General features: G+C 32.8%; 14 protein-coding genes and 1 pseudogene. 4 read left to right on the top strand and 11 right to left on the bottom strand.

All coding sequences use genetic code 11. The annotated features are described in order from the left end of the window. The 3 genes from POF52_RS30275 to hutP form a co-directional block, all read right to left on the bottom strand. Window positions 1-159: hypothetical protein (locus tag POF52_RS30275; protein WP_271997880.1), on the bottom strand; the 159-nt coding region annotated here is incomplete at its 3' end. A 217-nt stretch (window positions 160-376) separates the two neighbouring features. Next, window positions 377-1,888, bottom strand: a complete 1,512-nt coding sequence (gene hutH, locus POF52_RS30270; protein WP_241097067.1) for a histidine ammonia-lyase — start codon at window positions 1,886-1,888, stop codon at window positions 377-379. 310 nt (window positions 1,889-2,198) lie between these two features. Continuing rightward, a complete protein-coding gene (hutP, locus tag POF52_RS30265; protein ID WP_028408945.1) occupies window positions 2,199-2,663 on the bottom strand; it encodes a hut operon transcriptional regulator HutP in 465 nt (154 codons plus the stop codon). 636 nt (window positions 2,664-3,299) lie between these two features. On the opposite strand from hutP, the gene POF52_RS30260 reads away from it, so the two are divergent. The 3 genes from POF52_RS30260 to POF52_RS30250 all read left to right on the top strand — a co-directional run bounded on the left by POF52_RS30260 (window position 3,300) and on the right by POF52_RS30250 (window position 6,018). Beyond that, window positions 3,300-4,733 (top strand): amino acid permease, encoded by a 1,434-nt coding sequence (locus POF52_RS30260; protein ID WP_176586288.1) that lies wholly within the window; start codon window positions 3,300-3,302, stop codon window positions 4,731-4,733. A 519-nt stretch (window positions 4,734-5,252) separates the two neighbouring features. Continuing rightward, on the top strand, window positions 5,253-5,705 hold the full coding sequence (locus tag POF52_RS30255; RefSeq protein WP_271997871.1) for a hypothetical protein: 453 nt from the start codon (window positions 5,253-5,255) through the stop codon (window positions 5,703-5,705). Window positions 5,706-5,718: 13 nt separating this feature from the next. After that, a complete protein-coding gene (locus POF52_RS30250; protein ID WP_271997869.1) occupies window positions 5,719-6,018 on the top strand; it encodes a DUF2653 family protein in 300 nt (99 codons plus the stop codon). 232 nt (window positions 6,019-6,250) lie between these two features. Here the strand turns inward: POF52_RS30250 and POF52_RS30245 are convergent, their stop codons facing one another. Both POF52_RS30245 and POF52_RS30240 read right to left on the bottom strand, forming a co-directional pair. Next, the gene (locus tag POF52_RS30245) at window positions 6,251-6,397 is read right to left on the bottom strand and encodes an IDEAL domain-containing protein (RefSeq protein ID WP_271997867.1); all 147 of its coding nucleotides are present in this window, start codon (window positions 6,395-6,397) and stop codon (window positions 6,251-6,253) included. 1,443 nt (window positions 6,398-7,840) lie between these two features. Further along, entirely contained in the window at window positions 7,841-8,845 is a 1,005-nt protein-coding gene (locus POF52_RS30240; RefSeq protein ID WP_271997864.1) for a DUF3231 family protein, read from the bottom strand. Between the two features lie 407 nt (window positions 8,846-9,252). On the opposite strand from POF52_RS30240, the gene POF52_RS30235 reads away from it, so the two are divergent. Continuing rightward, window positions 9,253-9,687 (top strand): hypothetical protein, encoded by a 435-nt coding sequence (locus POF52_RS30235; RefSeq protein ID WP_271997862.1) that lies wholly within the window; start codon window positions 9,253-9,255, stop codon window positions 9,685-9,687. A gap of 516 nt (window positions 9,688-10,203) precedes the next feature. Here POF52_RS30235 and POF52_RS30230 read toward each other — a convergent pair. The 6 genes and pseudogenes from POF52_RS30230 to POF52_RS30205 form a co-directional block, all read right to left on the bottom strand. Beyond that, entirely contained in the window at window positions 10,204-10,668 is a 465-nt protein-coding gene (locus POF52_RS30230; RefSeq protein ID WP_271997859.1) for a hypothetical protein, read from the bottom strand. Beyond that, a complete protein-coding gene (locus POF52_RS30225) occupies window positions 10,649-10,993 on the bottom strand; it encodes an EamA family transporter (RefSeq protein WP_271997857.1) in 345 nt (114 codons plus the stop codon). The genes POF52_RS30230 and POF52_RS30225 overlap by 20 nt, the downstream gene beginning before the upstream one ends. 439 nt (window positions 10,994-11,432) lie before the next feature. Beyond that, a pseudogene (locus tag POF52_RS30220) lies at window positions 11,433-11,902 on the bottom strand (hypothetical protein). Window positions 11,903-11,905: 3 nt separating this feature from the next. Continuing rightward, entirely contained in the window at window positions 11,906-12,694 is a 789-nt protein-coding gene (locus POF52_RS30215) for a hypothetical protein (RefSeq protein ID WP_271997855.1), read from the bottom strand. 1,115 nt (window positions 12,695-13,809) lie between these two features. Beyond that, entirely contained in the window at window positions 13,810-14,910 is a 1,101-nt protein-coding gene (locus POF52_RS30210) for a GerAB/ArcD/ProY family transporter (protein ID WP_176586280.1), read from the bottom strand. A 211-nt stretch (window positions 14,911-15,121) separates the two neighbouring features. After that, on the bottom strand, window positions 15,122-15,704 hold a 583-nt coding region (locus POF52_RS30205), incomplete at its 5' end, for a GerAB/ArcD/ProY family transporter (protein WP_271997853.1).

The raw sequence follows: 15,704 nt of genomic DNA, 5'->3' as shown, positions 1-15,704 counted from the left end.
CTTCCCTATTCCCCCATATACAACTAATTTCTCCGGATGTTCTGCCACTTGTGGGTCTAGGTTATTCATTAACATACGAAGAACAGCCTCTTGTACCCAACCTTTTGTATTTAATTCTTTTCCATGAGGTGCCTTAATTACCTTTTGTTCAGTAGTCATATTTCTTCCCCCTGTAAATAAATTTAAATAATTTTAAACGTTTTTTAAACATTGATTCTTATAGATAATTACTTATAATCTGGCCATATTTCATACGGGTTTACTTTACGCAGGAAATCTCATAAATCTTTATAATTGAGAAAAAGAAAGGTTGATACCCTAATATTTTAATAAGTCTATGCTAGAGTTTTATAATAAAAACGACTTTACACGTTCATTAACGTACCATTTCGTAATTAACTTCTTTTACAACCCCTTTTAAATCAGCAGCCAATTTTTCAATATCACGTGAGAAGATTCGATCTTTTGTAATTGTTGGAACAGATTTTCTAATTCTTGAATAAAGTTTCGTTGTTTCTGGAGCTAACTTACTTACACCTCTAATATCAGCAGCCTGAGCAGCACAGATAGCTTCGATGGCAAGAACCCTTCTACTATTTTGAATAATTTGATAAGCATGGCGAGCAGCAGTTGTTCCCATACTCACATGATCTTCTTGATTAGCAGAAGATGGAATAGAGTCTACACTAGAAGGATGAGCTAATGTCTTATTTTCCGAAACTAATGAAGCAGCAGCATATTGAGTAATCATTAAGCCTGATTGAAGACCAGGGTCAGGACTTAAAAATGCCGGTAAATCACTTAGTTGGGGATTCACCAATCGTTCGATACGCCTTTCAGAAATATTTCCTACTTCAGACATTGCAATTCCAAGAAAGTCCATCGCAAAAGCAATAGGTTGTCCATGAAAGTTTCCACCGGAAATAACATTTCCACTGTCCGAGAAGATTAGTGGATTATCTGTTGCTGAGTTTATCTCAATCGATAGTTTCTCTTTTACATAATTTAAAACTTGTTGAATAGCACCATGGACTTGTGGGATACATCGTAATGAATAGGCATCTTGAACTCGAATTTGTCCCTGAGTAGTGGTTAGTTGACTACCGTCAAGGTAAGAAAGAATCCGTTCAGCCACTTGTTTCTGTTCAGGATAAGGTCTTACAGAATGAGATTCTGGTGTGAAAGCGTCAACAATTCCTTGTAAACCTTCTAATGTTAGGGAAGCAATTCCATCTGAAAGATCAGCTAACTTTTGAGCCTCCATGTAAGCAACCACACCTACAGCAGTCATAGCTTGGGTTCCGTTGATTAAAGCAAGCCCTTCCTTAGCTTGCAATTTGATTGGTTGAAGACCTGCTAATTTCAATGCTTCTGCACCTGACATTTTTTCACCATTAAAAACGGCTTCTCCTTCTCCAACTAATAATAGGGCTAAGTGCGATAGAGGAGCTAGATCACCACTTGCTCCTAGCGATCCTTGACTAGGAATAACTGGAACGATATTTTGATTTAAACAATCTATTAATAACTGCAGTGTTTCTAGACGAATTCCTGAATAGCCTTTCGCTAATGCATTAGCTCTTAGAAGTAACATAACCTGGCTTACTTCTATAGGAAATGGCTCCCCAAGCCCACAAGCATGGCTTCGAATTAAATTGATTTGTAAGTCAGCTAAATCATGCTTTGAAATAACTGTGTCACTGAATTTCCCAAACCCTGTGTTTACACCGTAAATTACCTTGTTATTGGTAATACTATCCTCCACTAAAGCTCTACTTTTTTTGATATTTTCTAGAGCGTGATCACTAATTTTAACAGAATAACCTTCATAAATAACTTGATGAATTTGTTCATACGTTAATGAGTTACCGTCTATTTGAACAAACATTCTAATCACTCCTTCTTAAATTAAAAAGTCTTATTGTTTTTTGAACATAAAAAGGGGCTATATCAAAAAAGAAACAAATCTTTTTTGATATAGCCCCCTATAAACTAAACTGAATAAACTATGGGCTTTAAATACAATTTTAAATATCTAAAACAAACATAACTAACAATGCTAAATGAATCTATACTTTAAGGTCTAAAGCTTAAAGCAACTAATGTGTCTGAAACTAGTATCTCTTTATCTGAATAATTTGTCAATTGTTTTTTGAAAAATTTAAAATTATTTATTTAAATTGCTTTGAATAGATTTTTTAGATATGGTTAAACCCAAAACCTAATGCATCATGTTCAAACCCTTTTTTTGGAGCCCCTATAGTTCCATAGACACATACACTAATCCATTCGCCGCCATAACCAGAGGAGTCAATATTTCCTCTGACAATTGAAAAAGTTAAACCAACTGTACGTAAAATATCGCCTAACTGTAAAGTCCCCCTACTTACTCCCTGAATTGCCTCCAATATGGCATGATAAAGAGCATGGACTTCCCTATACGAATTAGCATTTATAATATGGTTATTTTTAGCACTTGTTTCAACAGCAGCAACTACTTTTGATAGCTCCATAGCCCCAACTTTTCCAACTGTATAGTTATAACCCCTTGAGTCCAGTTCTTGTTCAACTTCTTTCACCAGTTCAGTATTATGCAAGAGAACCAATAAAGAAGTTAACTTACCCATTGAAAAATTATTCTTTTGTTTGACCTGATTGCTCATAAGATGTTCCCCCTTTGTGCTTCCCTTACTACTAGATTAGTATATACTGAAGAGTATATTAGATGTCAACCCACCTTTTGGTAGCGCATACATTTCTGCGTTGACAACTATTTATTCGGTAGATATACTAAATATAATTCTGAAAATTCTAGATAATATAGCCTTTAGTGGATGAATTAAATTTTAGTTAATGGAGGATCTTAACAAAAAGATGGAAATATAAAAATCAGGTATGATGTTATTTTTTAGAATAGGGTTTTCTCTAAGAGAGTAGATCAGATACCTATCAAACTTAAAAATATTACTTATATAAGTTTATTTAGGCGTAGTTAGGTAAATAAGACAAGACTCCAATTTAGTTATTAGTTTATAGAATGGAACTTGGCAAAAAGGAAATTATTATTTTTGCGAAGTTTTTTTGTGTTGGAAAGACTTATAGTAACTTGGAAAGGAAAGCTAGATTATATTTTTTGAGGTTTTAATAGATATTTTAAAAATCATAAAGAAACTATATTCATTCAAAACATATTTTAAATTATGTCCAACCGATCTGCTCATTTAAATTTTTAGTTTAAAGGAGAACCCTGCTTATAACATAAAAATAATTAAATCATACTATTAGGAAGAGGGTTATACATGCATAGTAAAAAAATAGAAGTATCCAATGAGCTTCAAAGAAATATGAAAAGCAGACATTTATTTATGATTTCAATTGGTGGAGTAATTGGAACAGGCCTTTTTCTAAATTCGGGTCATATTATCAATGAAGCAGGTCCTGGTGGGGCTGTACTAGCTTACCTTGTTGTGGGTTTCTTAATGTACTTAGTTATGCTTTGTCTTGGTGAATTGACCGTATCTATGCCGGTGACAGGATCATTTCAAGCCTACGCAACAAAATATATAGGACCTGGAACAGGTTTTACTGTGGGATGGATGTACTGGTTGAATTGGGCAGTTACAGTAAGTGTTGAATTCACAGCATCTGGATTATTAATGCAGCGCTGGTTTCCTGATATTCCTGTTTGGGTTTGGTGTGCTATTTTTGGAACTTCTTTGTTTATCATTAACTCTCTGTCTACTCGCAGTTTTGCAGAAACAGAATTTTGGTTTTCAAGTATTAAAATCGTAACCATTTTATTATTTATTATAATTGGGGCAGGTATAATTTTTGGATTTCTTGATACTCATGGGGCAAAAAATCCAGTTCAAAGTGTTTCTACCATAATGAATAATGGAGGACTTTTTCCAAATGGATTTAGTAGTGTTTTCTTTGCCATGATTGGAGTTGTTTTTTCTTTTCAGGGAACCGAATTGATTGGTATTGCAGCTGGAGAATCTGAAAATCCACATAGGGAAATCCCTAGAGCTATTAAAAATACAGTTTGGCGAACAGTATTTTTTTATGTAATTTCCATGCTTATCCTCGTTAGTTTAGTCTCCTGGAAAAAAGCAGGATCAGTAGATAGCCCATTTGTCTATGTTTTCGACAATGTTGGGATACCGTATGCAGCAGATGTGATGAATTTTGTTATTCTCACTGCGGTTTTATCGGTTGCGAATTCAGGGTTATATGCATCCACACGAATGCTGTGGGCTATGAGCCGCGAAGGATTTGCTGGGAAATCTTTTTCAAAATTAAGCCAAAAGGGGGTACCATTACGCGCATTAAGTGTAACTTTTTTAGTAGCATGTCTATCTCTCTTAACAAGCTTCATTGCTGCTAATACTGTTTTTCTAATTTTAGTATCAATCGCTGGCCTAGCTGGCATCACTGTTTGGATGTTAACTGCCTTATCTCAATTAAATTTCCGTAAAGCTTATATTGCGGAAGGAAATGATATTAATCAATTAAACTTCCGTACACCTCTGTATCCTATTGTTCCAATTACTTGCTTTGTACTCTGTTTAGTAGTCATTGTTAGTATGGCTTTTGTTGATTCTCTCAGGGCTGCTTTATATTGCGGTCTCCCATTTGCAATTGGGTGCTATGCCTACTATTACTTACGTATTCATAAGAAAATAGATAAGGAAAAAGATACAATAATATTAAAGAGAAGTTCTGGGGAATAGACCTAGTGGGAATTACATTCTTTCTTTAATTAATGGATCATTGAGTAAATCACGATATTTTCATTACCTCTTTTTGATTTTTTAGCAGATTTTATCCTTGGATAAGATCTGCTTTTTAATTACACTAACAAACATTATACATGAATTAATCCATCAACCCTTTTTATAAAACATGTGATTAGACTCTGCCATCTGAATATGGGTTACCTCTATATTTCTCAAAAGACCTTTACTATACTCTACATTTATTTTTCGTCTTTTTCTTTCTTTTCTAATTCTTATAAATTATATCACCGTCTTTTATGTTAATTTCACATATCAATTAGATATTGAAACCCCTTATACTTTTTCTAATCATGATAATCACTCTAAAATTCATCTTAAAATCACATTAAAAATAGATGAAAATAGTAGAAATTTATAAATTTAGTGGTATAGTAACAGCTACATAAGCTCTCTAAGAAAGAAACTTTATTATAAATTAGCTATATTAGATTAATAAAGACAGGAGTAATTGTAATGAAAAAATTGACCTTAATATTTGTATTAATATTTGCAATAGCTTTACCAAATGTTGCTCAGGCAAAAGGATTTAGTGGTCATAGTTCTTTCAGTCACAGTTCTTCGTTCAGTTCTCATTCAAGTAGGGGCACATATTCAAGTGGCACTTATCATTCTGGATATAAGTCTCTGTCAAGCAACGTTACAAAAACACCATCGTATACTAGGTCTCACACGACGTATAACCAGACGCCGCCTTCACGAGCAAAAAGTATACTGACTCATGCTGCAGCGTTTGGAACGGGGGCACTTTTGGGCCATATGCTTCATCCATTTGGAGGAAATTATAATGGTACGTATGGAAATAACGCTTCAAATGGATTTTCTTTTTTAGGAATTCTTGTAGATATACTTGTGATTTTAGTCATCATTTGGGTAATTAAAAACATCTTTACAAGAAGAAGATATTAAGGAGAAATTTAAGATGGAAGTACTATTTAATGAACAAGATATTGTAGATAGTATTTGTATTTATATTGCTCTAAAAGAAAGAATTGAACCTGAACAGGTAGAAGTAGATTTGGAGCTTCATTCTTCCCTTGGGATTACTGCTTCTACCTTAGCATTAGGACGTACAGCGCGATTGCATGAACAAGACATCATTGATGCTGTTGCAGTATATTTACAGGACTATCACCAGTTCGTCGCGAATCATCTACAAGTTAATTTATCTTTTTCAGAAAAGAATGGATTTACTGCATCTATTCAAGTATTAAGTAATTAGTAATTAGTAATTAGTAATTAATTTTTGACATGAGACTTCCGAGCATTTTGATACTGGAACCAGTAAGTTGTCTCATTATAAGTTTAATTATTATAAAAAGATATATATAAATGTGAAATAAAAAGAAGCCTTAGTCTTTAAAAAAGAAGGCTTCTTTTTAATGAACTTCTTCTACCTTACATCGTTTTTATTAAGATACAGGTTTAAGTTCCTCTGTTAAACGTAAAAAAGCTTATTTATCTTTATTCTTTAAAGACTGGTCTATTTCCTTAAGGATCTTATTTCTTTTGAAGTCGTTCATAGTTTGATCCAAAAACAATTCAGCCAGCATTTCATCGCGTAAACTTGGATCATTTTCGTTATGTACATTATTTTCCATTGGAAATCAACCCCTTTATCTTTTCTCCTTTTTAAACATTATTCTCCTTTTTGACGTTGTTTATACGAGATTAATAGATAAAGTAAAATAATGAATATATTTACCCATGTATTAATAATCCTCTTGTGATTCTGATTGTTATTTTATACTTACAAACCCTAAAGCGAGCACAAAAACTGTTTTATTTATTTGTTGAAGGGCATCTACAAACTAACTTTTAAGAATATAGGTTCTGACAGTCATGTTTAACGACGGCAAACCACTAGCTTAATCTACTTTCCTATCAGAAACGTCCGTAAAAGTACATCGTTTTTAGAAGACGTTCGTCATTTATTTTCAAACTTAATTGAACGATGAAAATGACAGGTTTTCTATATAAGAGAAAAGTTCGTAAATATATACTTTTACGAACTTTTAAACACACTTTAAACTAAACTTCATTCCAAGTTACTTCTTCCCATTAGTTAAATGGCTTACACTTTCACCTCTTTTACTACACCAAAATATAATAGTGATTACTGAAGCAATGAATAACTGAGAATAAGTTAAATATATCGGAATTGCAATTGCTACTACTACTGGTACACTTGAACCTGCTATTTTATTCTTGGAGAATTTGTATATTAAGTAACCTAATAGAATACTAAGACCTATCACAAAAAGACTAAAAAATACGGTTATCATAATCGAATAGAATATAAACAAAACTCCGCCCTCTTTTTATTGTAATATATGGTAAATTACTATAAAAAGGAATGGATTTCAACAATAAAGAGGTTTATTTCTTTTTTATCTGCACTTGGGCTAGTTATTCCAAGTGCTATTAACGTACCACATGCACTCTTAGGAATAAGTAAGTTATTAAATTTTGTCTAAAGTAAGTACTATATTCTTAGAGTAGCTTATTAAAGTTAAAGGAGATTGTTTTATATGTTTAGTCAAAAAAGAACATATCAAATATTAATAGCTATTGTTGGAGTTTCATTTGTCATCTATAACTACACATTAAAATCTAACGTAAGTGAAGCGACTGACTCCTATATTACTTTTCCTATTAGTATTACATTGCTTTTGTTTTTTGCCTTTATATACATTAAATTAGATAAAAAAAATTGATTAAAAACGCTACTTTTTTTATGCACTCTTAGAACATTCACCTTTATTACAAACCCTATAAAATCAAGGATGCATAAAAAGTTGCATACTCCTGTTTGGGCGACAGGCTTAGAGCCCTTGACACATAAGAAGTTCTTTTTTTCATGTCTTCCGGAAATGGTGATTCTGTAAACTGTTTTGTATGTCATATACACCCTAAAAATAGAAAAAAACTATCTTGGCGTATGTGAGATAGTTTTTTTCTGTTTTTTTATTGTAATCTTTTGCTGATGCCTCGTTGCATCTTGATTAGTTTGCTGAATATATTCGTTTGTATTCATTTCTTTATTATTTTTCTCTTGCAATTTCTTTTCTATTAGGAGCAAGTGGTGGCTGTTCTAACCATTTATTTTTCACCATAATATTAAACCATTTTTTTGTTACCATTAAATTCTTTAGAATAACGCCTTCATAAGCAGCTACAAGATCTGTTCGCATGGCTGATGCTAACCCTGTTCCATGATAAGCTTGTGCAGCTTGGAATAAGAAACCAATATGATACATCATTAATTTATCAGAAAAAGGAGCGTCTGTTGAAGTTGTTACTTCTGTCTCCCACGATTTAGGAACGGGTAAATTATCTGCGTGCATGATTTTGGACAAGGATTGGATAGTATTATCAGCTGTTTTCTCCGCATCCTCTAAAAATTTTCTTACTTCTTTTGACTGAGCTACCTGACTAAATCCAATAGAAAGAGTTTTAGCCATAATGCTTTTCTTAAGGTTGAAGGAAATGCTTATGATTTCTGTTGCCGTCAAGCGTCTGCCTTTTCCGAAAAATCCATCCGAAAAATCCTGGCTAGAAATATATTCAGGGTTCTTCGTAGGGTAAAAATAAGGGTCCCTCTGAAATTCCCCTTTTTCAAGTAATAATTCAATTGTTTGATGATACATCCTTTTTGCATCATTGTCACATGAATCGTAGAAGTAGCGTAAGTCTTCTCTGACAGAAACACCCAATGAGGTTGTATGTCCTAGCAAGCCATGTAACGTCATGATATGTAAATAATTCAAGCAGAATATATCAGTAAATAATTTTTTAGTACCTTTATTGAGGTCAGATTCAGTAAATCCATTTGGAACTGGAAATCCTTCGTTTTCTATAAAAGCTACAATTTGTTTCTTTTGGTTTGCGAAGGTCTTAATAGCATCTTCAAAAACGGCCTTTATTGACTCGTCCTCAATAATAGAGAACATATATCGATTTACTACATCTGTCATTGTTCCGTTTACATACTCTCCCCATAGTGTCCCTATCTCGGAAGATGTGAGTTTTAACTTATTTTTACCCATATGATCACCCCTTGGATAATATTTACTAATTTATTAATAGATATGAATATTATCTTAACAAAAAAAGGTTTTTAGCTTGTAATTTCAGATAACGTACATTATGGTAACTACGATTGTATGTCATATACAGCTTAAAAACAGCAAAACCACTGGCGTATATCAGTGATTTTGCTGCGCTGCATGTTGTCGGCTCAATAAACCATGAGGATTTCCAAATGGACGCTTCACAGCGTCTTAAGTAGTTTGCTCAAGACAGTAAGAATTTATGTATAGAAAGGAGAAAAGACTTCTAGTGTCTAATCATTAGTTTTCTTCTTCATAAGATATACATTCCTAAGTTTTGGACAATCCTATTAAAAAGTTGTCTTAGTGAGAGGAGAAGAGAAAAAATACCAGTAAATATTATTATGGGATTTATTGTACCTTGGATTTTTGGATTTATCTTATACAAAAAGGAATCTACAATTGTCCTTTTAATTGCACCAATAGGAATGACAGTAGCCTTTATACTAAATGAGTGGGGAACTAATTATTTTTGGCAGTTTGAACCAACTTTTAGGAATCGAAGTTTATCTGCACTTCCTTTAAATATGGATTTCTATCCGGTCCTAGCTTCTTATTTAGTTTATTTTAAAATAAAAAAGAGGGTTAATATCTTTCTGCTTTTAATTTGTTTTACTCTTTTTACTACAAGTTTTGAAGGCATTGGTTTAATCTTTGGAAAAGTAGAGTATTTTAATACTTGGAGTATTATTGGAACTTTTATTAGTTATCTAATAGCTTATATTATTATTTATGGTTATTATCGAATTTTAGTAAAACATCAACTTTTAAAAAATTAAGTCCTACTTTCTACAAGTTGCTTGAATTAAATGATTTGTAAGAAAGAGAATAGCAAAGGGACCAATCAAAGCAATGATGTATACAATAAAGACCTTATATAATTTATGATTCATGTATAGTAAATCCACCTTTATATACTAGAGTGAGTATTGAATGGTTTCTTAAATAGAATGTTCAACTGTATTTAAATAAAAAATTGTAATTTTATCTTTTAAAATGGTCCTTTTCTCAAAATCGCTTGTGATTTTAAATTGTCTTTCAATTCTCTTTGAAATATTTTGAGAAGATTTATTTAATGAAGAAGACATTATATTCACCTTTAAATTAGTTTTATTGATTAATTTGTGCATATTCAACCATTATTATGCGGTGTATATAATCGCGAAGAAAATAAAGCTCCTACCCAATATGAGCTAGAATGGAATATTATATATCATTAAGGAGAAAAGTTAGCCTGCCAAAATAGATTGTTTGGAAAACTAACTTTTCAATTATAGAAATAATAAGTACAAATGTTACACGTTTTTCTTTATTAAACGAGTGTTCTTATGAATCTGAACGTTTGGATACGCAATTCCACCTAGAATGATGATCACACCGATCCATTGAAGGAAGGTGACGGTTGCGTGGAGAACAAGTGAACCAAAGAATCCAGTAAGAAGACCATACATGAATAGCCCATCTGTAAGTGCATCGTTTATAAGAAATACTGGTGGTAACGAAATAAATATAAGCAATGACGCTCCGGTTGTCATAATAGCGCTTTTATAAATAGGATGCACAGGTATAGTTGTGTTCCCACTTATATAAATAAAGAGAGCAAAGGAGACAGCAGCAAGCATCCCCCAGCTGATTCCAGCAAAAGAAAAAATGATACCCTTTTGCAAAAAGCCAGAAGCAAGGACAGAACCGAGAAGAATAATTATCGTTGAGATGAAGCTTTTTCGACTTGGTGCTTCCTTAGTAAAGACATATTGCAAAACAATACTTATCCATGTAAATTGCAGTAGTAGAATGATAGCAAATGGAGGCATTAATATAACCAAGTGCTTGATTGTAAAAAATACCCGTTAGTCCCATCGGTATGCCTCCTATGGCCAAAGTAAGCCAATGTTTACATTTTAAACGGTCCTTTGGAACAAAGATTGCAATAGCCCACAACATGATAGCACCAAAGAAATATTGACTTCCTGTTACTTCACTTAGTCTAAATCCCTCACTGTACCCTAATTTAACAAACGTTGATACGACTCCATAAGAACAACCACCCAGAAAAACAAGTAAAGCATAGTTCAAAATTTTCATTGTTAAATCCTCCCTAAAACACAATAAAGCCACCCATCTCAAATATGAGATGGGTGGCGAAAAGTAAAAGAATAAATTCAAACGAAAAATCCACCTGCTGTAAACAGACTTTTACAGCTTTTAGTTATTTTAATAACTTATATTATAGAATTCCCACTCCTAAGTATCAAGCTGAAATTTAGAGGAGACGATGGAAGAATGATAATTTCCGGTAATCTGTTTTACGTTAACTAAGGTTGTTATCATATATAGTAGGAAAATAGAAAAACTCCCTGTTCATATAGGGAGTTTTTCTATAGGCTAATGAGATTCTAGATTGGAGATACTTTTCAGTATCCTGAGTAGTTTGCTCAAACGTTGCAACAGATATGCAATCTTCACTTAGAAAATTTTCATTATTTTATCTTTCGTTAGTATATTGTACGATCATGCCGTGGCTTTATAAGCCATCTGGTTTAACTTTAGAGACACCCAAGGCAAGATTTTTCCACAAAGTTTGTTCAACGACTTCGGCGTCCAACGTATGACAATCAACAATGAGTTTAACTTCCGAATATTTGCCGCGTAAAAGCCGTTGGTTTTTCCTGATTACTTTAAACATAAATAACTTAATTCCTAATCCTAAGATAAATCCGATAAAAGCACTAATAATTCCCCAATAAATAGGGCCCCAGCTTAGTTTAAAACCAATGCTTGCACCAATAACTGAAAAGGCTGTGGCTAGAGCCATTCCTAGATCAATAAGAGAAACCCCATCTGCTCGATGAAGACTATCAAAAATCCGGCGATTTTCTGTGCGATTATTAAGAGAAACAATAAATATATCTTCTTTCTTTATGCCTTTTTTTCTAGCTCTGAAATAGCTAATTCTATGTAACTTGAGTATTCAAATGTAGAAAAGACCTGCATATTTCACTCCACCTTTTTTCCTTTCACAATACAAAAGCTTGGATGTTGATACGTTTTCTCGAAGAAGTTTTTCTGTTCTCTTTCGACAAGTTTATTATTCTCCACCGTATTTATATAAGAGTCAAAGGCAGCAAAACCATATAGGGAAGGGAAAAATAACAGCCATTCTTTATTTAAAACGGCAGTAGCCTGTTTTATTTCTCCTAAAAATAGAAGAGAAATTCCTTCAAGCAAGTCAGAATAATAAAAGAAAACAACTGCCCAGATAATAACAAAGAAAGCAGCAATGATCCGATGAATATAGAGTTGTCCTAGACCTGGCATCAACAAGGACCAGACGACTGATAAGATGGGATTCCGTTTGTCTAAATAGTTTATTTCCATAGCGCCTATACTGAAGGAGTTGAAGTTATGATTTTCTCGTTCAGCTAATACGTATATTTTATTTAAATCAACCGTTGTTCGGTAACTGTCCCATATAGCAAAAATATACACGGGAATATAAATAAGAAGCCATCTTGTATTAAGCACTTCTTTGGCCATATCAATATTTCCTTGAAAAGAATAAATCATCGCCAAATTCACATGAGATTTAATATTTATGACGACTTCCCATATAAATAACACAAAGCCGCGAAGGTATTTAGACAGTAATAAATGTCCAAAACCAGGGAAAGCTGCTGACCACCAAGCAATAATATAGGGGTTTCTTAAATGGATTTGAGTCGTTCCAAATATACTGACATGAGCAATATAGCGTCTTGCAGTATTGTCGTTTTTATAATTATTCATTTACAATCTCCTATGGATTTATCTTCTATAGATTTGAAAAAAATATACTTGTTGTACCCATTATCCATATTTAATATGCTCTTATTTATTTATGCTGATTCAATTCACTGATATACATCTAATCCTTTGTTATTTTTAAGCGCATTCATTACATGAACTAAAAATAAATAACGTATAAAGCCTAAAAACGAAAAAACTACTGATCCTGTTTCAGTAGTTTTCCTAGTCGTTTAAATATAGATGTTAAACTGATGCTCTATTACATCTTGGATAGTTTGCTCAAATTATGAAAAGGTATTCATTTATAATATTTAGAGACTTTGGAAAAATAAAAGTAGGGATATTTTTCACATGTATGCAGAGAGGAGAGAACATTTTTTTTGGCACACCCTTCTTATAATGACGTACAACAAATCCGTTATGAACTAAAGGCAGCTGGATACGAACACTGACTTCATAACAATTTATTTACATGGAAATGGTGGATTCTACTGGTAGCTACTATTTTACCTTGGATTATATAGGGCTATCTTGTTAAGAAAAAAGACCGTCTACATGTATTTGCATTTGCCATGTTTATAGGTATTGTTTCAAGTATATTAGATGTAATTGGTGCAGATATTCTATTATGGGATACCCTATAAAATTATTTTTTATGGTGCCTCCTTTATTTCCTCCAGATTTAACTATTATTCCAGTCGTATTTAGTTTAGCTTACCATTATGGAAAAATATGGAGAAGATACACTGTATATAGTATAACCTCCTGTTGATAGCTACGAGCTCTTTTAAAATCATTAATATAAGTGATGACTATATTTTGTATAAATAATCAAGTTTTAAAGGAGAAATATCCATATTTGAAATCAATAAGCCCAAGGGACTATGAATTATTTATTTTTTTAATTTAAAGTACGCATATGCGCTTAACATGATAGCTACCATCACTATACAAGTAAGAGGAAATAGAATTGTGTTGATAAAATGATCATAAAACCAAGTATACAAAAAAATCACCTCACATAATTTACATCCATTTTGATATGTACTATTAGCTTATAATGGTTCAAGGGGCTGGAATATTTATATTATTCAAAGAGTCAGCAAACAAACCTGTCATGCTTTCTGCTTCCTTCTATTTTTCAAGAATGCAACAAGGAAAAGCAGAATAGGAATAACCGCGAGGAAGGGAATTTGCAAGAAAAACATCTCTACCCCTATTCCTTCATGAAGGTGCTCTTGAAAATTGCTAGAAATCGTCAGAGACATAAAAAGCACGATTAACCCAATAGGGTAAGAAAGCGATGAAGGTGATTTAATTTTAAATAAGTTGGCTGTTCCTATCATAGAAGCATAGAACAGTACACTGATTTTAGAGAAGCCACCAATGACTAAAGCAAGCATAAAAAACACATCAAGCCGTTCTAAAAAATCTGCTACCTGAATGCTTTGTACCGTACTAAGAAGAGGAAACTGTGAACGTGCAGTCAAATCAACTCCTAGTACACTGATATTAATAAGCATGGTGATAGCTAAATTAATCCCACTTAATCCTGTTGCACATAACATAGTCGCTTTTGCCTTCTTAGGATTGTTTAAATAAGGTAAAAGCATGGTAAACACAATTGCTTCACCAAAAGGAAAATACAAGGTTTGAATAAAAACGACTTTTAAAACGGGTAAAATCCCTTCTTCAAGTACTGGTTGTAAGTTTTTAAAATCAATTAATCCTGAACACACAATTAGTAGAAACCCTGTGACAGCAAGTACATACATAAATATAAAAAATATCTCGCCTGATCGAGCTACTATTTCAATCCCTTTTCGAACCGTATAAATAATAACTAGAATTAGTAAAGCATTGGCAATAAATAAAGGAGTATCAGAATAGGCAAATGTCAACAACATCTCTCCAATGTCACGTAAAACCCTTGCTATATCATAGATGAAATAACAGATGTAAAGAAAGGCCAGTACGCTTCCTATTGCTTTACCTAAGATTTTTTGCATATATTCTGTAGGTAAAAGATCTGGATAATACGAATAAAGTTTATGATAAATTACAAATAGAACCAAGCTACCAAGCATCCCAAGTAAGATAGCCAACCATGCGTCCTGTTTTGCTTCCATTGCGACAGGTAACAGTAAGGAAGTACCTAGTTCAAACAGAACCATTAGGATAAAGAGCTGACTAGCACTAATTTTGGCTTTTTCCATTCAACCGGACTCCTTTTCGATTTTATTAAAGCGATTTTCTGTTTCTTTTGAATTATTCTTTGACCTTTTCGTCACTTGAAATCCTTTTTACATTATGTAGTAGAAATTAAGTTTACTTTAAGGTTCTTTCTGGAATGAAATTATTCTTTGCCCGGTTAAGGATTTCACGAGGAATCTCAATGTGAATGACAATATTCTATATAAAAATTAACTAGTTCAATGTGTTCTTTCCATGCTTCTTCCTATTTTTCAAGAAAGCTACAAGAAGAAGAAAAGGAGGAATAATCCCAATAAGAGGAATGTGTATAGTAAACATTGCCACCTTCAGTCCTTCGTGGTTATGTTCTTGAACATTGCTCGCAATGGTAATAGACAAAAAGAGAATGATTAGCCCCAAAGGATACGATAACCTTGAAGGTGATTTAACCTTGAATAAATTTGCTGTACCTATGACAGCTGCATAAAATAACAAGCAGATTTTAAAGAAGATAGTGATAATTAAAGCAAGCATAAAAAATACATCAAGCCTTTCTAAAAAATTAGCTACTTGGATGCTCTCCACTGTGCTAAGAAGTGGATACTGTGAACGTGCAGTTAAATCAACTCCCAATACACAAACATTAATGAGCATTGTAATAATTAAATTGATTCCACTTAATCCACTTGCACATAGCATGGTCACCTTTGCTTTCTTAGGATTATTTAAATACGGTAAAATCATGGTAAATACAATGACTTCTGTAAATGGAAAATACAAAGTTTGAGTAAATACCACTTTTAGGACAGGAAATAAA

It is taken from the genome of Priestia sp. AB, from assembly GCF_028369225.1.
GTDB classification, from domain to species: Bacteria; Bacillota; Bacilli; order Bacillales; family Bacillaceae_H; genus Priestia; species Priestia megaterium.
Note: the sequence above shows the minus strand (reverse complement) of the source record. Positions and strands in the feature narration are given on the sequence as shown.